At 52.3% G+C, this 21137-nt stretch carries 14 protein-coding genes; 1 reads left to right on the forward strand and 13 read right to left on the reverse strand.

Features of this window, described 5'->3' with window-relative positions; genetic code table 11:
* Positions 1-11 precede the first annotated feature (11 nt).
* From NP589_RS04075 to NP589_RS04095, 5 genes are all read right to left on the reverse strand, one after another.
* Complete coding sequence (locus tag NP589_RS04075; protein ID WP_256605828.1) at positions 12-3938, reverse strand: PAS domain S-box protein; 3927 nt, start codon at positions 3936-3938, stop codon at positions 12-14.
* 49 nt (positions 3939-3987) lie between these two features.
* Positions 3988-5130, reverse strand: coding sequence for a response regulator (locus NP589_RS04080; RefSeq protein WP_256605829.1), 1143 nt, complete (start codon positions 5128-5130; stop codon positions 3988-3990).
* Between the two features lie 236 nt (positions 5131-5366).
* The gene (locus NP589_RS04085; RefSeq protein WP_256605830.1) at positions 5367-6848 is read right to left on the reverse strand and encodes an N-acetylmuramoyl-L-alanine amidase; all 1482 of its coding nucleotides are present in this window, start codon (positions 6846-6848) and stop codon (positions 5367-5369) included.
* A 9-nt stretch (positions 6849-6857) separates the two neighbouring features.
* Entirely contained in the window at positions 6858-8228 is a 1371-nt protein-coding gene (locus NP589_RS04090) for a hypothetical protein (RefSeq protein ID WP_256605831.1), read from the reverse strand.
* A gap of 104 nt (positions 8229-8332) precedes the next feature.
* Positions 8333-9373, reverse strand: coding sequence for a M14 family metallopeptidase (locus NP589_RS04095; protein ID WP_256605832.1), 1041 nt, complete (start codon positions 9371-9373; stop codon positions 8333-8335).
* Positions 9374-9714: 341 nt separating this feature from the next.
* Here NP589_RS04095 and NP589_RS04100 point away from each other — a divergent pair, with 341 nt between their 5' ends.
* Positions 9715-10062 (forward strand): hypothetical protein, encoded by a 348-nt coding sequence (locus tag NP589_RS04100; RefSeq protein WP_256605833.1) that lies wholly within the window; start codon positions 9715-9717, stop codon positions 10060-10062.
* Between the two features lie 504 nt (positions 10063-10566).
* Here the strand turns inward: NP589_RS04100 and NP589_RS04105 are convergent.
* From NP589_RS04105 to NP589_RS04140, 8 genes are all read right to left on the reverse strand, one after another.
* On the reverse strand, positions 10567-11997 hold the full coding sequence (locus NP589_RS04105; protein ID WP_256605834.1) for a glutamate-cysteine ligase family protein: 1431 nt from the start codon (positions 11995-11997) through the stop codon (positions 10567-10569).
* Between the two features lie 331 nt (positions 11998-12328).
* Positions 12329-12694, reverse strand: a complete 366-nt coding sequence (locus NP589_RS04110; RefSeq protein ID WP_256605835.1) for a DUF4186 domain-containing protein — start codon at positions 12692-12694, stop codon at positions 12329-12331.
* Between the two features lie 10 nt (positions 12695-12704).
* Entirely contained in the window at positions 12705-13718 is a 1014-nt protein-coding gene (locus NP589_RS04115) for a dihydroorotate dehydrogenase-like protein (RefSeq protein WP_256605836.1), read from the reverse strand.
* Positions 13711-17343, reverse strand: a complete 3633-nt coding sequence (gene nifJ / locus NP589_RS04120) for a pyruvate:ferredoxin (flavodoxin) oxidoreductase (RefSeq protein WP_256605837.1) — start codon at positions 17341-17343, stop codon at positions 13711-13713. The genes NP589_RS04115 and nifJ overlap by 8 nt, the downstream gene beginning before the upstream one ends.
* A gap of 309 nt (positions 17344-17652) precedes the next feature.
* A complete protein-coding gene (locus NP589_RS04125; RefSeq protein WP_256605838.1) occupies positions 17653-18195 on the reverse strand; it encodes a hypothetical protein in 543 nt (180 codons plus the stop codon).
* Positions 18196-18286: 91 nt separating this feature from the next.
* On the reverse strand, positions 18287-18751 hold the full coding sequence (locus tag NP589_RS04130; RefSeq protein WP_256605839.1) for an SRPBCC family protein: 465 nt from the start codon (positions 18749-18751) through the stop codon (positions 18287-18289).
* Positions 18752-18923: 172 nt separating this feature from the next.
* Complete coding sequence (locus tag NP589_RS04135; RefSeq protein ID WP_256605840.1) at positions 18924-19295, reverse strand: hypothetical protein; 372 nt, start codon at positions 19293-19295, stop codon at positions 18924-18926.
* A gap of 68 nt (positions 19296-19363) precedes the next feature.
* A complete protein-coding gene (locus NP589_RS04140; protein WP_256605841.1) occupies positions 19364-21121 on the reverse strand; it encodes a L,D-transpeptidase family protein in 1758 nt (585 codons plus the stop codon).
* Between the last annotated feature and the right edge of the window lie 16 nt (positions 21122-21137).

Raw genomic sequence — 21137 nt, forward strand, 5'->3', positions numbered from 1 at the left:
GTAGATTTATGCTAGCTAGCGACAGACCGTTTACTCTGCAACTCCACCAGAATAGTTTCCAGCGTATTGGCCAAACTCTCGGCTAGTTCAATCGCGTCATCGGCTTGATCCTTAGCGGCCGCTTCGGCTTGCTGCGCCAAACTCTGTATTTGCTGAATCTCGAAAATACCGGCAAAGCCCTTCAAGTTATGCGCCACAAACTTAATGGCGGCATAGTCGCCCTGCTCGGCAGCCAGTCTTAGTTTATCGACATTAGCTTGCTGCGCGCCATCCAAGGCGTTGTCGATCAACTTGTCTATAAATGCCTGACGGCCATCAAAACGTTGTTGCAACGCCGCCCAATTGATCAAGCCTTCGGTAGCTACTTCCGCCACAGCGTCATTTACCGTTTCCGGCATTTCGAGTACCGCTGCGGCACTGCCCTTACTACCAGTTTCATCAGACACTTTGTTGATGGACACATGCTGCCGCAACGCGCCGACCAGGGCATTGGCATCGATCGGTTTAGTAACGCGATCACGCATCCCCATTTCCAGGCAGCGCTGCCGCTCTTCGGGCATGGCGTGAGCAGTCAATCCAATGATCGGCAAATCCGGCGCAATTTCCAGAATACGCCGCGCCGCCTGATAGCCATCCATCACCGGCATCTGAATATCCATCAACACCGCGTCGAAACCGGCATAGCCGGCTTCCTCCAAGCGATCCAGCGCCTGTTGGCCGTTTTCCGCAAACGTCACCTGCGCACCTTCGTGGATCAGTAAATCCTCCAGCACCAATCGATTTAAAGCCACGTCTTCCGCAGCCAATATTCTAAAACCACGCAAGCGTCCACCGTGGTCCTGATGATAATCGGCCGAATGCTCGACACCGGCATCCGTCGCCGGCAGCGGCACACTCAGTGTGAATTTGCTACCCGCTCCCAGCGTGCTTTTGACGACAATATCGCCGCCCATCAAGTTGGCAAGATCCCGGCTTATCGCCAATCCCAAACCGCTGCCGCCGAATTTGCGGGTGGTAGAGTTATCCGCTTGCTCAAAAGCGGTAAACAGACGACCAATCTGCTCGGCGGTCATGCCGATGCCGCTGTCCGTCACGCTGATTTCAGTCATATCTTTCTGCCGGGAAATGTCCAGGCTGACATAGCCATGCTCGGTAAACTTCACTGCATTAGACAATAAATTGACCAAAATCTGCCTCAATCGCAAGGGGTCGCCATTCACCCATTCCGGCAAATCTTGGGGGCGATGCACTATCAGGTCGAGTTGCTTTTCCTTGGCACGCATATCCACCAGACTGATAGCATCTTGAATCAAAGCATCCAGGCGAAACGGATGCTCGTCTAAAGTCATCTTGCCGGCCTCAATTTTAGAAAAATCTAGGATGTCGTTGACCACACTCAGCAAATGCATGCCGGCATCGTAAATACGGACGCTGTTTTCCTGCATGTTCCGCCCGGCATTATCGCGCAGGCTAATTTTGGCCAAGCCGATAATCGCATTTAATGGAGTACGAATTTCATGGCTCATATTGGCAAGAAACTCGCTTTTCATATGTACCAGATGTTCTGCCTCCAAACGCGCGGCTTCGTGCGCCTGCTCTACCGCCTTGCGATGGCTGATGTCGCGCATCACGCCGATGTAAGTACTGCCGAAATCATCCATTAATTCATTGACGCTCAACTCTATCGGCACCAGTAGCCCATCCTTACGTTTGCCCTCCACTTCGATCCTCCGGCCGATAATGACTCTTTCCTTGGTGTTATCCAGATGCCGGCTCAAATAACCGTCATGCTCGGAATGGTAAGGCTCCGGCATCAACATCTTCACATTCTGCCCCAATAATTCGTCTTCTTCGTAGCCGAACAAATCGCCGATTGCATCGTTAACGAGAAGCATGATGCCTTTGCTATCAATCAACACCACTGCATCGGACATGGTCCGCAGTACCGCCCTGGTCCTGGCTTCGCTGGTGATTAATGCCGCCTTGGCGCGTTTGTTTTCGCTAATATCGCGCACCGTAGCCTGCACAACAATTTCGCTGTCAATTTCTACCCTGCTGAGTTGCACTTCGGCATAAAAAGTCTCGCCGTTTAAACGTTTATGCAACCATTCGAAGACAACCGAGCCATCGGCAATAGCCATCTCAAGCTTTTCATTTGCCAATTCGCTGGATGATCGGCCATCCGGCTGGTATTCCGGCGACAATGAGGCCGGCGTTTGCGCCAAAAACTCTTGTTCATCCCGGCAAGCAAACAGACTGATTGCCGCCGTATTAGCCGAGATAAATCCGCGCCTGGCACTGAGGGTCATCAAGGCATCCCGCGACGATTCGAACAGGGCGCGATGGCGCTGTTCGCTGGCTTGCAAAGTCTGTATCGCCTGTTTTTGCGCGGAAATGTCTCTGATAAAGGCGCTGAATTCGACAGCGTTTGCCAATTTATTGGGTGTAATGGCCAATTCAATCGGGAACTCATGCCCATCGCGGTGCAGCGCCACCACTTCTATGCGCTGGTTCAACACCGAAACATGTCCGGTATCCAAATAGCGCCGCATGCCTTGCTGATGGGCCTGCCGGTAGCGCTCCGGAATAATCACATCGTGCAACAAGCGGCCCAAGACTTCAGCGGCCGGCCAACCGAATATCAATTCGGCCTGACGATTCCAACCATTGATAAAACCATCGGCGTCCATCTGCACCAAGGCATCCAAAGCAGTATCGACAATGCTGCGGATGCGGATCTCATCCTCGCGCCTTGCGGCCAACAGTGCCGCAAAGCCGTCGGCCATTTCGTTAAAACTCTCCGCGACTTGCCCGATTTCATCGCGCATGGTCAAGGACATTCTTTGCTGAAAATCGCCAGCGGAAAAGGCTTTTGCGGTTTTCGCCAGCCTCTCCACGTATCGGCTAACCGCAAGATGGGCGCCAATCGCAAAATAAATGATCAGCATAAATATAAAGCCGGGGATGCCGATGCTTAGTGCCAGCGTGGTTTTGGCGGCAGCGACTCTCGCCCTGATCAGTTGTTCGGCTGCCGGGATAAAGCTGTCGTAAATCTCCGAGTACGCCGTATCCAAGGCTAGAGTCACCGTCGAATAAAAGTATTCCGGATTAATGGAGAATTTTTCCTGAACAATATCGGCAATCACATGCTCAGTAATCAGACTGGCTGCATTGACGATATTTTCCCGGGTAGTCGTCAAGATAGGGTGTAACTCCGGTTTGTAACGCTGAAAATCATGCGTAGTTTCTTCAATGACCCCAATGCCGGTCTCGATTCTGTCCTTAATGAGGTAAATCTGGATTTTTTCCTGATCGCTAATCTGCTTTTTGGTCAGTATCCCGATACCATACGCGCGCAATTGCGCAATGCCTTCAAAGGCCTTCGGCATTTGTTCGGTTACCAACATAATCAAATGGTAGGAATCCAGATTGGAATCGGTGAACAACAAATATTCTTCGCCAATCAGTTCCTCCAAATCTAATAACTTCTCCACCAAGCGACTATGTAAACGATAACTGTCTTGAATGTTTTGAGTGGCGGCGTTTTGCCGTAGTTGTTCCCAATCGTTTTTTATGTCTGTGTATGCCGCAACCGTAAACGAATCCGCCGATAGTGTTTGCCTCAAAACGGATAAGGCTGAGTCGACTTTGGCTTCAGACAGGTCGCGTTTCTCGCGCAAGCCATCTATGCCGCCAAGTACAGCAGCGGACAAACCCCGATGCTGCTGCACAGATTGCATGGTCTGCGTAATATGTTTGATTTGTACCAGTCCTTGCAGCTCGCGCTCGGAATCCAGAATCACCCGACTCAGACTTTGATAAAGGCTGTAAAACACCACGACAACAGCCAGCAGTGACAGAAAACCTATCACCACAAACTTCTTGCTGAAACTTAATCGATTCATCAGCGCCACAGCGGGCGAAAACAAAGCTTGCATAGGCAATACTCGGTGCGATTATTAGATCGGTAGGGATTCAGGCGGGTACTTAGCGGCTATCTTGGGCCGATAGCAGCAAGGCTTTTTGCTTTTCGACAATTTTGTTCAAACGTAAGGCCAGCCTGTTGTCGTTCTCGAACAGATTGTCCATCTGCGTGGTCAATTCATCGACATAACCGTGCAGCAAAAACTCCTGACTATCGGTTAAGCCCAGATGAATAAAGGCACTTTCCATGTTCATTTTATGCTGCTCGGCCAAATTCACCATTTGGGCGTGATTGGCTTGTTGGTTGGACTCGATCTCGATCAATAAATCGGTCAGTTCTTTCACACCTTCCAGGCGGGCATTCGCTTCCCGCAAGCGCTGCTGTTCGCTTATCATGGCTTCGACCCGGGCACCGGCACCTTCGGCAAGTATCGCCAAATGATCGCGTAATCGGCCGATGCCATCCGGATCGTCAGTATCCAAGCCGGTCACCAATAGCGTTACATGCGGGAAATTAAACACCAAGCGATCACCGGCCTGATAAATCCGGCCCAGCTTAGCCACATAAGTAAGAATGGATTCTTCCAGCGGAGTACAGATTTTTTCCGGACTAAAGTCGTATTCCTTCTCGGTATCGGTCAATTTCACCAAACCGTTTAGGCTGTATTGCTGCAAGGTCTCGATCAACAAATTACCCAATTGCTGAAACGTAACGCATTGAAACGATGTGCGCAGAAACTGCAATACGGTGCCGGTTTCGCCCAAACTGGACATGGCGGTAAATGCGGTTTTTTGCGCGTAAGACAGTTGCGATTGCAATTGCCGCTTCTGCTGCTCGGCTTCGATTGCCAAATCGACCTTGCGCAGGAGTACGTCTTTTTTGGCGTTTTTCGGAATAAAATCGTTACCGCCGGCATCGAACGCGGTCAGCAAAATCTCCAGATCGTCGTGAGCGGACACGAACATTACCTGCACATCGTCATTACCATCGGCCCGAATCTGCCGACATACCTCGATACCGCTGAGGCCCGGCATTTCGATATCCAATAAAATCAGATTGGGGGCCAAATCCATAGCCGCCAAACATTCCTCGCCATTGGTAAACTCGTGGATTTGATAGTCATGCCCCTGCAATTGATCGGTTATTACCAAGCGCAATAAAGCATCATCATCCACTACAAAAATACAGAAAGGCTTTTCGGGCATATTATTTCCTGGGTTGCGAGATTTGCGGATGAAGCAATATTGATTGCCAAATAAGCATAGCGGTCAGGGCAAAAATTGCCTGACCGCTCAATTAAACCATCTTAACAGCCGCAGCGAACATCCATCCCGGCGGCTGGGCAGAACTGTGACGGCAGCATCGGTTGTAAAAATAACCTTGTGATAGCGCGCGACAAATTCCTTATCGAAAACCACGCATCTGAGTTTACAAGCGCGAATCAGGTGCCGTGCGCATTGGCAATACCCAAGGCCGCCCAGTCGAAGGCCGGGCCTATGTCCCATTTGTCAGTGCGAAAATTCACATGACTGGCGATGCCGGAATAGTGTTGGAAAAACGCCAGATCGCGCTCAAATTGCTTAGGCTTGGGGGGTAAGGTCTTAGGGATTGCGAACCGCCCGCATAAATCGTTCAGCAATAAGCGAATCGCCTGCACCTGTTGGGCTGGAAAGGTGGCGAAATACTGCTCGCCCCGATAGCTGGTTTGCATGTATTTATCTATTTGAGTTTTGTCGCAGTATTTGCTGCCGAATGGCTGGGTTTGGCCCCGGCGCGGCGGCCACCAATTCAAAACCTCCGGATTATCCGCCGCCGGCCGCAACGGCCCGACATTGGCAATTTCTATCGCTATCGAACGCTGATCCAGCCTGCCGTTAAAACCCTTCACACCCAGATGATAAGCCCACTGCGTCGGATCGAACACTTCATACACTGCGCCGTCCACATCGATCAAATAGGCGGCGGCAACATGTTGGGCATCGCCGATCCAGGTATCGAATGCCGACTTGGCGGATGAGCCGGCTGTAAAATGCAACACAATTAAATCTTTTTTCGGCGTCTCAGTAAAAAACTGCCCTGCCGGCAAGCGAAACCGGGAATGATTAATCGTCAAACCCGTTACCACGGCAGCGGGTCGGTCACCGAGCACCATGGTATCAGTACTGGCCTCGCTTTCTTTCGGCATTGCCAACACCTGCGGATTAGGCCTATCAGTGGCGCCTGCCCAGAAAAAACAACCATCCTTATCCTGATACCAAAAGCCGTTGCCGGACACGACATCCCCCACTGTAAAGCTGACGATCTCGACTTTGCTGTTGGCTTCCATGACTTGCACTACCGGCGCGCTGACAGAGGGGCGGCTGCGCAAATTTGCCCTGCTCAGCAGACCGACTTGTTTGCCGGCCACTGAATTGACTGCCGGATCGGGCAAAGCAGCCGCGATCAGGTTGGCAATATCGATACTGGAACCGGGACAATTTACCGAGGCGCGAATCGCGCTATGCGACAGCACATGATCCGCATCGACGTTAATCCTCCAGCGGTCGGCAATCTCTCTGATCAATTTCGAGCACGCTGCCAATTGCGTTGCCTTAGATGAGCCGATCACCGGTTCTTCCAGGGCAATGCCAATCGAGAAAAAATTGGGGTTGGTATTGGGTCTTTGCTTGATAAAACCGGCAGACGGATTGACCACCAAACCGGCGTGAAAGGCGGTGTCCGCTTCCTGGACATATTGATAAATCTCGCCGTTGTTGCCGATGGCGTAATGCATGGACTGTAAAGCACCCGGCTTGTTGTAGCGCATACTGGCCTCTGCCAGACTGCCATCCGCCGAGTGCAGCACAATGATGTCCGGTTTGAAACCAGCAGGGCGACCGGCCCGAAAATTACCCTGCGCGCAGCCTATCCATTGCTTGTCCATAAGGCCTCCTCAACCCTGCGCCTTCAGATCGCCACGCTCGCCTTGCAAAGGATTTGAGGCTGACGGATTATCCGGGTTTTGCGGATCGCCACCCACCGCCTGCGTGGTTTGGCGAATAGCCTTCTGCTCATCGTCCTTGCGTGCCAGGCCGGAGCGCAATTGCACCAGTTTGCTCAGCGCGTTATACCAAAACGGGCCACCCAAACTGAGTAGAAAAATCGACAAGATCAAACCGGGAATGCTCACCAGCTTCCAATGCTTGCACCAGTTTTCCCGGTCAACGGGCAGGCTAATCAGGCCCTGTTCCGCTAGAAAATTAAGATAATACTTTTGCTTTTCCTGATCGATGCCTTTCTTGGCTTTACCGGTTTCTTCCGTCGCCGCGCCGCCTCCCTCCTCTTCGATAGTTTCTTCATGCGAGGCTTGAACCGCACCCTTTATTTGCGGATCTTCCGTCAGTTTGGGCGCCAATTCCACGAAGGCCGACCGCATTTGCTCGTCCATGGACAAACGGTTGATCAAATACACCGTGTCCAACTGCAACGCGATGGCTACCAGGGCCGCACTGACCACGCTCACCACACGAGTGGTGGCGGTGAACCTGACGCTGACGCGATCGATCAAATGATCGAAATTCAAACAAATTTTCGCCAAAAATTCGCTGGAGGCCTCCTGCAATAAGGCGTTGGCCTCGCGCACGTTATGCGCCAGTTCCGGATTGGATTTTTCAAACTCCAGCGCCAACATCCGGGCGTTTTTTAAGGTAGCGGCCGGATCTTCGATGCCGTTGTCGTGCAGCACGGATTTCAATTTATCCAGCAAAGCGATTTGCCCGGCAACGATTTTCTCCAGCTCGTGATACTGCTGCTTTTTGGATTCGGCCTTTTCTTTTTTGATCTTCGCAAGCAAGCTTTCAATACCTAGGCGCTTAAAAAACAGCGGATATTCCAATAGTTTGGTTTCCAGTGCTTCCGTGGCTTGTGCAACATTGATGGCTTTATTGGCTAGCCTGGCTTTGATCTGTTCGAATTCGGTTTTGATAGACACATCGTAGCAAGCCGCCAAATCCAACAGAATCTTGATGAATTCTTCGCGATGGATCACTTCACCATACTGAAAATACTGTAACCCGTCCGGCAATCGGCACCGACAGCGGCCGCCGATAGTCCGTTGCGTCAGCGTTAACGCGGCGATGGCCTCGGCCTCGGCTCTGGAAAACCTGGCATCCAGCAATTCCAGTAAGTCCGCCAAGCCGGTGCGCAGATTGCGGCCGCGGCTGGCCAATAAATTCAGGATTCCCTGGCTGATTAAGGTCACCGCCATGCTGATGATCAACATCACCACCGATAAACCCAGTAACACATCCAGTGACTTCAACATCATTATTCTCCTTCGGAAAACCGTTGCGGCGGAACGAATCTACCATCCTCGCTAAAGCGGCGTCCAGACTTTTGGTTTTTACCGCTTCCCGCCGCAGCGAAAACTCAAATACCCGTCTCCACAGCCAAGCGCTCCATCAAATAACACAAACAATCCTGGCGGATGCCCCGTTCGTCCAGCGTTAGCATCGACGGCATCGTCGGCCGAGTAATTTGCACTTGGCCATCGGCAACCGTCAGGAATTGTTCGGTAACCGGCTTACCGTCGTTGTCCTTGGCGATCAACGGCATCAGCGCGGAATCGGTTGTGCCCAGCACGGTGCCAGCAGGAATCTCAGTGAAATTCAGACTTTCCAGTTCCGGATCAAGACGCAGGTCGACCGCAGCATCACTAAAGCTATAACTGATTTCTTCGGCAACGGTGACTTGGGCAACGGTGTGATAAATATCCACATCCTGCTTCGCAATCGGCTGGGCCGGAAACTCGTGCAAATGCAGGCAACTGTCCAGAAACTGAAAGGCGTGTTCGGTACCGTGCGGCTGGCCGGGCCGGCCGCATTCCAAAGTCACCGCCGGACAAAACTCGGCAAACGCGCTGGACTGCGTGCCCTTGGGATGAGTGAAATACACCAGCAAACGGCCGAACAGCGCGCCCAGATGCAGGAAGTCCTTATCCAGCTTGTTGATGCAGGCGTAATGCGGATTCAGACCAGTGTTGTTGTGCACATCAACGCTGGCAAATACGCCGCGCTGGCGCATGATCTGGCAAATCTGCGCCGCCCAAACGGTTTCCGGCGACTCGGGTAACGCAGTGCCGGGCCAGATGCGGTTGAAATCCGGCTGACCGTCCAACCGTCTTAGGTTAAAGCGGGCGGCCTGGGTATTGCCGAAAAACAAGGTCAAGCCACGCGGCAAGGTTTGGCCATGATATTTTTGCAGCAGCTTTTGCACAGCCAGGAAGCCGGTGGATTCGTTGCCGTGCAGCAGGACCGAGACGAATAAGGTTTCGGGGCGTTTGCCGGGGAGGTGGAATAGTGCTGGTTCGGGAATTAGGGTGTGTAGGGCTTCGACTGAAATACCCAGTAGATCTTTGGGTAGGCTGTCAGATTGTTTTAAGGCGGTGTTAACAGGTAGAATCGGTTGCATGATTGACTTCAGGAATTGATTTTGCCTAATTCTATCTCTTATTTAGACTCCAGATTAACGCGGGCTTGATCGTAAGTTGGCAAAAGCAAAGCGTGGGATAAGAAGGGTTATTTCTAACATTCCAACCTCGCCAATTAAATACCTGATTAGCAAGAATCTTCAGCTGAGCGTTATACCCGTATCGAAGCGGGTATCCAGTGCCATGGTAAGCTTTGAATCATCCATGAAGCCTGAATTCCAGCAATCCCTGCCGGAATGACGGTCTTTTTGGCGCTAGATGAAGATTCTTACTAATCAGGATAAATATTAACCAGAAGCATATTTAACTGTAGAGGAGAACCATGATCACCATTGGAAATCGAGAACTTATTGCCAACTTTCCCCAACTCCAAATCCCAAAAGACGAGGAAGCTAAAATCGATATCGACGTATATGGTTGGAAACTCAAGATTACAGTTCAATTTAAAGACATAGGTCCTGAACAGGGCGTAGAAATACTGCCCACGCCAGATGGCGTCCGTCTAGTTTTCAATAATTGGTCAAATTCAATCGGGATCGCCTTAAAAGTTCCAGCCCGTCTCGCTATCCTAAATGTTGGTGGAACATTAGACTTCCTTGCCGCAAATTACCGCATAGGGGAGACAAATCTGTTTTCGCTTCAACTCATGCATAACAGGGAGGCGGCGTGAATTCACATGGAGAAGTTCAGCAAAATCAAATCCCGGTTAGCGCAATCCACACTAATACGGAACTAACACTGATCCAAATCACAGAAGACAAGCTCCGTCTAGTTCTCATGGAGCACTTAAGCAAACTAGAATCCAAACGACGTTGGCATGTGCCACTTGGCGTTTTGTTGGCATTAGTACCTGTATTCTTAACTAGTGACTTCAAGGATGTATGGTCAATAGAAAAAACTACGTGGAAGGCATTCTTTATGTTTACTTCATTAGGTGCAACCGTATGGCTCCTGTATACGGTTCGTTGGGCCTTCGGCTCTGTTACGCTTGACGAACTTGTTCAAAGAATCAAAAACATTGCGCGGAATGAACATAGGAAAGACTAAATTTTATTGTTCCCACGCTCCTGTGTGGGAATTCATATCGCACCGCTCCTGCGGTACGTATTAGAACGCCGGACCGTTGAATCCCAGCTCCCAAGCCTGAGCACAGGAACAATGATGTAGCAATTGTTCATATCTCCCACCCGGCAACCGCTTCCTCGCTCCGCTGCCGCTGCAAATAAACCCGCGTCACCTCCGTAAATTCGCCCGGATTTTCCTTAATAAACCGCCGCTGCCACACGCTGCCGGTTTGCTGGCTGGCGAGGCGCTGACGAATCACATCCAGATAATTATCTCGGTCGGCGGCACTAATACCCAAAGCCTGTAATCCCTGGGCGGCACGTGGCAACAACTCCTGCTCGACCAAAGCGCCGAGCCGTAATCTGTGCTCGCCGAACCAGACAACATGACTATCCAAACCATGCCGCGCGGCTTGATAAAAATTATCCTTGGCTTGAGCAAACGTTAAATTCGCCCTACCCGCTTGGCGTTCGTCGGCCAAATTTTTAACCAGTCCGAAGTAAAACGCGGCATTGGCGATCATGTCCAGCACGGTCGGCCCGGCGGCGGGCGTGCGGTGTTCGATGCGGATATGTGGGGCGCCGTCAGCATCGAAACCCACCAGCGGCCGATTCCAGCGCCAGATTGTGCCATTATGCAAGCGTAAGTGTTGAAACGCTTCCGGCGGGTCGTCAAAAAACTCCGGCAACAGGATCGGGAAATGCTGCTGGTTCTCGACAAAGCATTCCAGGATAGACTGCCGGGCAAAGTCGGAACCGAAACTGACCCGGTGCAAAGGTCCGTCGGCGGCGTCGGCGTAGCCGCCGGTGGCAATAGCCTGCTCGAATAAGGGGATGCGGGTTTCCGCCCACAAATCCTTACCGAACAAAAACGGCGCATTTGCGGCCAAAGCCACCATCGCCGCCGAGGCAATGATCGAAGCGTTATAAACGTGATGAGCAATGCTGAGCGGACACTGAATGTGCAATTGAAACGAGGTGGTGGCAGCCTCCAACATCACGTCGTGGTGTTCTACTTTCAAATGTTCGTGGCCGCAAATATCCAGCACTATAGGCCGCCCCCGGCAGCGCAAAATTTCTTGATTCAAGGCCCGGTAGCGGTTCATATCGGACATGTTCCCCAAATGCAGATCGCTTTGCTGCAAGGTCGGCAGGGTGCCTATCGTCAGCAGATTCAAGCCCATCAGCCGGGCATGTTGTTCGGCTTGGCGCCAGGTGTTTTGCAAATCGGTATGCATACGGCTGAACGCATCGCCGGTCAACGGCAACGGCGGGGTGTTCAGCTCGATATTGAATTTGGCCAGTTCCGGTCCGGCCAGGGGATGGGCAAAAGATTGCAGATATACCTGATTCATCGCTGCCGGTCGCATATTGCCGTCCAGCAGCCAGGCTTCGATTTCAAAGCCGGCCACCGGCCCGGCTTCCGAGCAAGCTCGGCCTTTAATTAGTCGGCCGAGTAGTTCTGTTTCTGTGGATAGGCGTTCCCGAAAGCGCTGAAAATCGGCATCCTGATAGACTGCGGCATGAATTTCTTGACCCATGACATGTGTGCTCGTAATCCGGCGGAACTGGGGGAAATGGTAAGATCGTTATAGGTAAAGCTCGAATTTAGTCTAAGCGAGCAGATTGTTGATTTGCCGTTGTTAGCTGATTCTTAACAATTTAGCAAATCGCAAAACTCTGCAAATCGCCGAGAAATTACTTCCTCTCCTGATGGAGGATGTCGTAAAAGACGAAACAGTCCCTTCTCCCTCCGGGAGAAGGCTAGGATGAGGGTATATAAAACAATAGTTTATTGACTTTTACCCCCTCACCCCACCCTCTCCCGCTGGAGAGGGATTAATGTGCTTCGCGCTGAATAATTACACTAATTCAGTTTGGCATATCGATGGCTTGGCTGCTAAACCACCGCTCCAGGATCTTACAAACATAGGCTTGTTCTGCATCATTCAACTCCCTGCCCTGCGGAATTTTATGCCACTTTTCCAGACATCCCCGGCAGCAGCAGGCGGTGGCGTGTTGCGCGACAAATACCGGATGGCCACGAAACGGGGTCTGTTTGCCGTCGTTGCGCGGCTCGGCGGCGGCCAGGCGTTTGCCGATGAAATCTCGGGCATGGCTTAATACCGTTTCCAGGCCTTTGTTGCGCAAATAATCCAGATCCTTGCCGTGCAGACGAAACTGGCTGCGAAACTTGGATTTAGCCAAGCCGGCAAACAGTTCGTCCAAATCGCGCACGGCTTTAAGGCTATCTCAACACGCCGGCGGACGGCGTGTAACTGTCCAACACATGAATGTAATTGGCGCGCTCATATGCACTGGGGTCGATGGCATGTTGCTGGCTGACGCTACCTTTCAATTGATTGATGGACTCGTATTCGTGCTCGATAAGCCATTGCTCCAGTTCCGCGCGAATTTCGCTGAGTTTGCCCACACCCTGCGCCAGCAGTACGCTGCACAGATGCACCACGTCCGCGCCCACCAACAGGGCTTTGATCACATCCGCGCTGTGATGAAAACCGCCGGTTACCGCCAGGGACAATTTCACCCGGCCATACAGTAGCGCGGTCCAGCGAATGCGCAACAAGGCTTCGGCTTGGGTAGACAACTGCAATTTCGGCACTACTTCCAGAGTTTCCAGATCGATATCCGGCTGGTAAAAGCGGTTGAATATGGCAATGCCATCGGCACCGGCTGCTTCCAGGCGTTGGGCAAAATGAATCGGCGAGCTGAATTGCGGCCCGAGTTTTAAGGTCAGCGGCACGCTCACCCGGCTTTTCAACTCGCGCAGAATGTCGAGATAGCGGTTTTCCACGGTTTCGCTGCTTTCATCCGCGTTAGCCGCCAGATGGTAGATATTCAGTTCCAGAGCGTCGGCCCCAGCTTGCTGCAAGGCTTGGCCGTATTCGATCCAGCCTCCTTGGGAGATACCGTTCAAGCTGGCAATCACTGGAATCTGCAAGCTGCTTTTCAAGCGTTGCAGATGTTCCAGATATTGCTCCTGATAGGTCAAAATATGATCCGGCACCGGATGAAAGGAATCCGCCTCGCCGTAACCGATGCCCTGTCCGAAAAAAAATCGTTCCATCTGTTGTTGTTCCGCTTCGATTTTTTCTTCAAACAAGGAAGACATGACGATGGCCGCCGCGCCGGCATCTTCCAAACGCCGGGCGCTGTCTAAATCCTTGCTCAGCGGTGACGCCGAAGGTACCAGGGGATGCGCCAGTTTCAGGCCCAAATAATTTGTCGTTAAATCAACCATGTTGGCTCTCCTGGGCAAGATCGGCTTTCAGTGCGGCTTTGGCTGCCGCGACGCTGGTGGCATCGCTCCATTCCAGCGCGGCCAATTGTTGATAGTAGCGGTAGCGATTTTTCACGTCCTGCTGCGCCTGTTTCAAAAAGGCTTCGGCGTGGTCGGGATGGCTTTGCCAGAGCATGCTGAAGCGAGTTTCACTCATCACGAACTCGCGTAGCGGCACCGACGGCTCCGCGGAATCCAGTTGCATCGGATTCTTGCCTTGCTGGATGCGACCGGGATTAAACCTGAACAAGGGCCAGTGCCCGCTTTTCACCGCCAGATTTTGCTGTCTATGGTTGTTGGATAAATCCACACCATGGGCAATACAAGGCGCGTAGGCGATGATAATGGACGGACCATTGTGCGCTTCCGCTTCCAGGAAGGCATTCAGGGTTTGCGTGTCCTTGCCGGCGTAGGCTACATGGGCAACGTAAACATTGCCGTAATCCATCGCCAGCAAAGCTAGGTCTTTTTTCGCGGTAGCCTTGCCGCCGGCCGCGAACTTGGCCACTGCCCCCAGTGGGGTGGATTTGGAGGTTTGACCGCCAGTGTTGGAATACACTTCGGTATCCAAAACCAGGATATTAACGTTACGGCCGCTGGCCAATACATGGTCCAGACCGCCGTAACCAATGTCGTAAGCCCAACCATCGCCGCCGATGATCCAGACGCTTTTCTTGCACAGATAATCGGCGAGGGGTAGCAAGGCTTGCGCTGCTGGCTGTTTCAGCGAGGGTAAATGCTGTTTCAATTCGGCGACGCGTTGACGTTGTTCGTAAAGGCCGGCTTCATCGGATTGGTCGGCTTGCAGAATGGCATCCACCAGCTCGCCGCCCAGAGTTTCGCGCAGCGACACCAATAATTCGGCCGCATGCTCGGCTTGCTTATCGATCGCCACTCGCATGCCCAAGCCGAACTCGGCATTGTCTTCAAACAAGGAATTATTCCAGGCCGGCCCCCTGCCCTCAGGGTTTTTAGTCCAAGGCGTGGTCGGCAAGTTACCGCCGTATATCGACGAGCAACCGGTGGCGTTGGCTACCACCATCCGGTCGCCGAACAGTTGCGATGCCAGTTTGACGTAAGGCGTTTCGCCGCAACCGACGCAAGCGCCGGAGAACTCGAACAATGGCTGCAACACCATCGATCCCTTGATGGTATTGGTTTTTAATAAGCGGCGATCATATTCCGGCAAGGATAAAAAGTAATCCCAGTTTTGACTTTCCGGCTCGCGCAGCGGCGCTTGCGGTTGCATGTTCAAGGCCTTGCGGCTGGCGTTGGATTTATCGCGGATTGGGCAGATGTCCACACACAAACCACAACCGGTGCAATCTTCCGGCGCCACCTGATAACTGATCGACAAACCAGCCGGAAAGTCCTTACCCAGCATGGCCGCGTGTTTAAAGGTCTCCGGCGCGTCACTCAACGCGTCGTTTGCGACGATTTTGCTGCGAATCGCCGCATGCGGACACACCATCGGGCATTTGCCGCATTGGGTACACAGATCGGTTTCCCAAACAGGAATCTCCAGCGCCAGATTGCGTTTTTCGTAAGCGGCGGTGCCGGTCGGGAAGGTGCCGTCCACCGGCATCGCACTGACCGGCAAGGCGTCACCACGGCCGGCGATGATTTCGCCGGTGACGCGGCGGATAAATTCGGGCGCACTATCGGCGATCAACGCGGCGACATCGAAACCGCTGTCGGCCTGTTTCGGTAAGGTCACATGCCGCAAGCCGGCCAGCGTTTCGTCGATGGCTTTGAAGTTTAGATCGACGATGCGTTGGCCTTTTTTACCGTAGGTTTTTTCGACGGCGTGTTTAATCGCGGCAATCGCCTGTTCCTGCGGCAACACGCCGGAAATCGCGAAAAAACAAGTCTGCATGATGGTATTGATACGTTTGCCCATGCCGGACTTTTCCGCAACCGCGTTGCCGTCGATCAGATAAAACCTAATTTTCTTATCCAGCATTTGCTGTTGCATCTTGCGCGGCAAGGTTTCCCAAACTTCATCCGGTGATGCGGGGCTGTTTAATAGAAACACCGCTTTGTCGGCGGCATTGGCCAGCATGTCGTAGCGTTCCAGAAATACAGTTTGATGACAGCCGATGAATTGCGCATCGTTCTCGCCGATCAAATAGGTGGAGCGAATCGGCTTGGGACCAAAGCGCAGATGCGACACGGTAATCGCCCCGGACTTTTTCGAGTCGTAAACGAAATAACCCTGGGCAAATAAATCGGTTTCTTCGCCGATGATTTTGATGGTGTTTTTGTTCGCGCCAACGGTGCCGTCACTACCCAAACCGTAAAACATAGCTTGAAAGGTTTGATCGTGGGTATCGGTGCGGTAAGCGGAGTTCCAATCTAAGCTGGTGTGGCTGACATCGTCGTTGATCCCCACCGTGAAGTGATTCTTCGGTTTATCGTTTTTCAGTTCGTCGTAAACCGCCTTGATCATGCCCGGCGTAAACTCCTTGGACGACAAGCCGTAACGGCCACCCACCACTTTGGGCAGGCTGGTAAACTTTTCGCCGTCGCTGAAGGCTTGCGCCACTGCACCCAAAACATCTTTGTATAAAGGCTCACCATCGGCGCCCGGTTCCTTGGTGCGATCCAGTACCGCGATTTTTCGGCAGCTGGCCGGCAAGGCTTCTATCAAACGCTCCGGCGCGAACGGCCGGAATAAACGCACTTTCAACAGACCAACCGCTTCTCCCTGACGATTCAGATAGTCCAGAGTCTCTTCCACCGCCTCAGCGCCGGACCCCATAATCACGATCACTCGCTCTGCTTGCGCCGAGCCAACGTATTCGAACAAGCGATATTGGCGACCGGTTAAACCGGCAAGCCGGTCCATGGTTTGTTGGGCAATCTCAGGTAACGCAGCGTAGTAAGGATTGACCGATTCCCGGCCCTGGAAATATACATCCGGATTTTGCGCGGTACCGCGCAGCACCGGATTATCCGGCGTCAGGGCCCGGCCGCGATGCTGGCTAACCCAGCTGTCGTCTATCATCGCCCGGATCACGCCGTCGTCGATCTCGACAATTTTGGCAACCTCGTGCGAGGTGCGGAAACCGTCGAAAAAATGCATGAACGGTATGCGGCTTTGCAAGGCAACGGCATGCGCTACCAGTGCCAAATCCTGCACTTCTTGCGGCGAATTGGAGCACAACATGGCGTAGCCGGTCATCCGCGCCGACATCACATCGCTGTGATCGCCGAAGATAGACAAGCCCTGGCAAGCCAGCGAGCGGGCGGCAATATGAAACACGGTGGGGCTGAGCTCGCCGGCGATTTTGTACATATTCGGCAGCATCAATAACAGGCCTTGCGAGGCTGTGAATGTGGTTGCCAAGGTACCGGCTTGCAGCGCGCCATGAATGGTGCCGGCCGCACCAGCCTCGCTTTGCAATTCGACGACGCGGGGCACGGTGCCCCAAAGGTTGGGTTGATCGCGAGACGCCCATTCGTCGGCCCATTCGCCCATCGCCGAAGACGGGGTGATGGGATAAATCGCAATCACTTCATTGAGTTTATAGGCAATAGTGGCCGCAGCCTGATTGCCGTCGATGGTGAGAGTTTGCTTTTGCATGGAATAACCTTTTCAGGAGATAAAACGGGGGAGCCGTCGGGCAACTGCCGGCGGCTGTTTTTCTATGATGCTCTAAGCATAGTCAAAAACGACTGACTAATTTTTAGTCAATTTAAAGATGTCCCAAACGGGACGGGCGATTGGCTTGTTTGCTCACGATTTGATCACAAGTTTATCCACAGCTTCTGTGTATAACTGTACTTTTGGACAATGGCTGCCGCCGAAAACAAAGGCCTCCAACCCATAAATCAAGCTAATTAATCCTCCCCCGGCAGCTTATCGGCCACCTAAAATTCGCGAACCCTTAGTTTATTCAGTCCAGTCGTCGCGCAGCACAATAGGCATCACTTTGTCTTCGACTTCAATCACTGCCTTGTTAAGCACCACCAGCTGCTTGTCCTCAACAAACTGCACACCCAACATATAAAAAATCGGCCCCCAAAACGGGTTGATCATCAAACCGCCGAGTATGCTCTTCCCGGTCCGTTGCAAATTTTTCAAGGGGTTAAACGCTACAGCCAGAGTTTGCTGAGGATGCTCATCGAATACGTCGGTTATCGGTTTAAACGTGTGTTTATCCCGGCTTTCCAACTCGTCCAAGGATACCGAGAGCTTGCGGGCCATTTTATAAAAATGCAGACGTGCAGTGATGGCCGATACCGCAAAGGTGATAGCCATCAACGGTAACAGAATGCTGGGCGGCAGTAACGGTGCAAAAGCCGGCGCCAACAAAACCAAACCATAACCCAACATCACTGTGTCTTCGCCGCGTTCGACATCGCGATCCAGATTTTTAACGATAGCAACCACTTGATTGCCGGACTGATCCAAATAACCTTTGTCTTGAGCCATATTCGTCTCCTTCAGGTTGAATGTGCAGGCCCTTGATTAGATGCCTGCGGATGAAAAATGTCAACTGTCTGACCGATCCCGGTTCAATCGGTCACGGCTCGGCAACGCCCCATTTTGCTTGCAGGTAATCGCGGCGCGTATCGAATATGCGCTGCAACTTTTTACCGATAAACCCATGCAGCAATTGTCCCAGCCAACCTAAGGGCATCGTGTAAAACACGATGTCTTCCAACACGACGCCACCATCGCAATGACTTAGGCACACTTCATGGCTCCAGAATCCGAACGGTCCTACGGCCTGTTGATAGACAAACCGGTTCGGCTTGTCGCAGTGACTGACTTCCGATAACCAGGACATGGGCACGCCAAGCACTGCCTTCATCCGATAACGGATCAGCAAGCCGGGGTAAATGTCCTCGGGCACCGGCGAATTAATATCGACATGAAAAAACTCAGGCGTGATTTGGTTTAGATAGTGCGGAGACGAGAAGAACGCCCAGGCTTGCTGTTGGCTGAGGGCCAAGCGCTGCTGCCGGTGGATGTGATAAATTTTCATAATACTTGCACGCGATAATGCAGGACTACTGCGATGGCAAGCAATCTACCGTAAAAAAAATTTTGCGGTAGTGCTACTGCTTATGCACGTCGGCAACGCAAACTCGCCGGTCCGTAAATCAGAGCGCCCGGCGGTGTAACAACATGTCGAATAAAACCAAACGAGCCGGTGATTATTTAGTCTTTCCGCTTTCTTCCTTGATTTCAGCGATCAAATCGCCGAGGTTTTCGCGCTGTCTCAGCACAAAATTCCGGCTTTCCTCGGCGGTGCGACTACCCAGCACGATGATGTCTTTACGATGTTTATGTGCCAGATAACCCGCCAGCACACCACCTGAGAACAAGGCGAGCGGATGCCGGATCAGCGCGCGCGTGATGCTTTTGCTGGCGTGCGTCAATCCGGAAATAACGATACCCATCACCACACCTTTGACCAGAATCTCGCCATTGGTCGGCGGCGCCATTCTGGCTTTCTTGACTTTGCGCGTCGGCGACTTCTTAACTTTCTCGGCAACAGCTTGGTTTGCTAATTTTGCTTGCGCCATATCCCTGTCTCCTAAAAATCAACACGCCAACTAACAGCATAATCCAAAACTCGCAAAACTGAACCCTGTTAACCGCCGCCGGCACTATTCACAGTTTTACTGACTAACTGCTGTTTAGCATTCAGATCGGCCGCCTTACTCAATGCAGTTTGCAACAGTTCATCTTGACCATAAATGTCCGGGTAAAATCGCGGTTTATCATCGAGGCCCACAAAAACAGTGGTATAAAAAAACAACACAGGTATCGATTTTTTCAGCGTGACCCGCTGGGTTTTAGGCCCGGCCATGGCTTGCTGTATGGTTTGTTGATCCCACTCGCTTTGGCCGCCGAGCACAAATTCCGCCAGCTTTTCAGCCTCCGCCACTCTAACGCAGCCGTGGCTGAGATCGCGGCGATCCCGGTTAAACGCCGCTTTGCCCGGCGTATCGTGTAAATACACATCGGCCTTGTTCGGAAAAATAAATTTCACCCGCCCCAAGGGATTGTTACTGCCGGGGCGCTGCCTGCCGCGCACGCGGCCGCTCTTGATTTCGTCGACGATACTGTCCTGATTTTCCTCTTCTTCGTCTTCGGCATAGCGTCCCACCAATTCTATATCCTGATTGGCCAGAAACTCTTCATCGCTCAATAGCTTAGGCAGCATTTCCTTGTCCATGATACTTTTCGGAATATTCCAATACGGCATGAACTCCAGATATTTCATTTCTTCCCAGAGCACCGGGGTCTGGTTCTTTTCAGCTTTGCCGACGATGACTTTCATAGTTAAGGGCTGTTCATCGTCGCGAGAATTGAAGGCCCACAGCTGAAACGCCGGGATATTCACAAATATCCTCGGTCCTTCTGGCAACTCCGGCATCCAACGCAAACGCTCCATGGCCAATTCAAGCATGGCGATTTTATCGGCCGGCGTTTGATTCAATAAGGCCAAGGTTTGCTTACCGATCACCCCGTCGGCTTTTAAACCCTGCTGTTGCTGCAAACGTTTCACTGCTTCGGTCGCCGCTACGTCGTACATTGTCTCCGTGTTGCCGGCGCCTACGACGTCTTCCGCTTTCAGCTCACCGAATTCCAGCAAACGTCGGCGCAACTCGGGCAATTGCGCGTCTTGCTCGCCGGGGCGCAGCGATTTCGCCAAAAGCAGTTTTGGCATCTGCGCGGCGGTATTTTGCTGGCGATAAGCGGCCAACAAAGTCTTTAACTGCTGATATTGCTTGAATTTGGGTGCCAGCGCCGTCGGCAGCTCGGCAAGCGTTTGTTGTTGAATATGTTGATTAAGCAACACAGCGACATCGCTTGCCGATTTAGCAGCGAACTGTGCGGGATAATCGAAGTCACGCGGATCGACCCGGCCGACATGCAGATCACGCGCGTAATGAACCAGCGCTATCGACAAGGCCACGTCGTAAGAGACCAACTCCGTCGTCGCACTTTGCGATAGCGTAGCGGCCTGTTGCAAATAGCCGCGCAAACGCTCGATTTCGTATGCGTCCGCGTTCAACCCGTCGGCCTTGGCATTGCTTAACAAGCTCAAAGCGTCTTCGCGATTTTTCGTGCTACGACCTTCGCCCAGCCAAATCGGCTGGTTGGCATTCATCCGATACAACTGTTTCAGCGCGTCGCTATACGGCGAAAAATCCGCTTGCGACAGCAAAGGCTGCTGTTTGCTAGCCAGCAAAGACTCTATGGCTTGCCTAACACCAGGCTCGGGACTTTGGCTGTTTGCGGATTGCGAAAAAAAATACAGCAGCACCAGTACCGTCAGCAAATACGGTGGAGAGTTGCGCCATGTTGTTTGAGTACTGCTTGATACGGCTTGCTGCGTCATGATTTTTGCAAGTTCA

This window comes from Methylomonas rosea (assembly GCF_024505055.1).
GTDB lineage: Bacteria > Pseudomonadota > Gammaproteobacteria > Methylococcales > Methylomonadaceae > Methylomonas > Methylomonas rosea.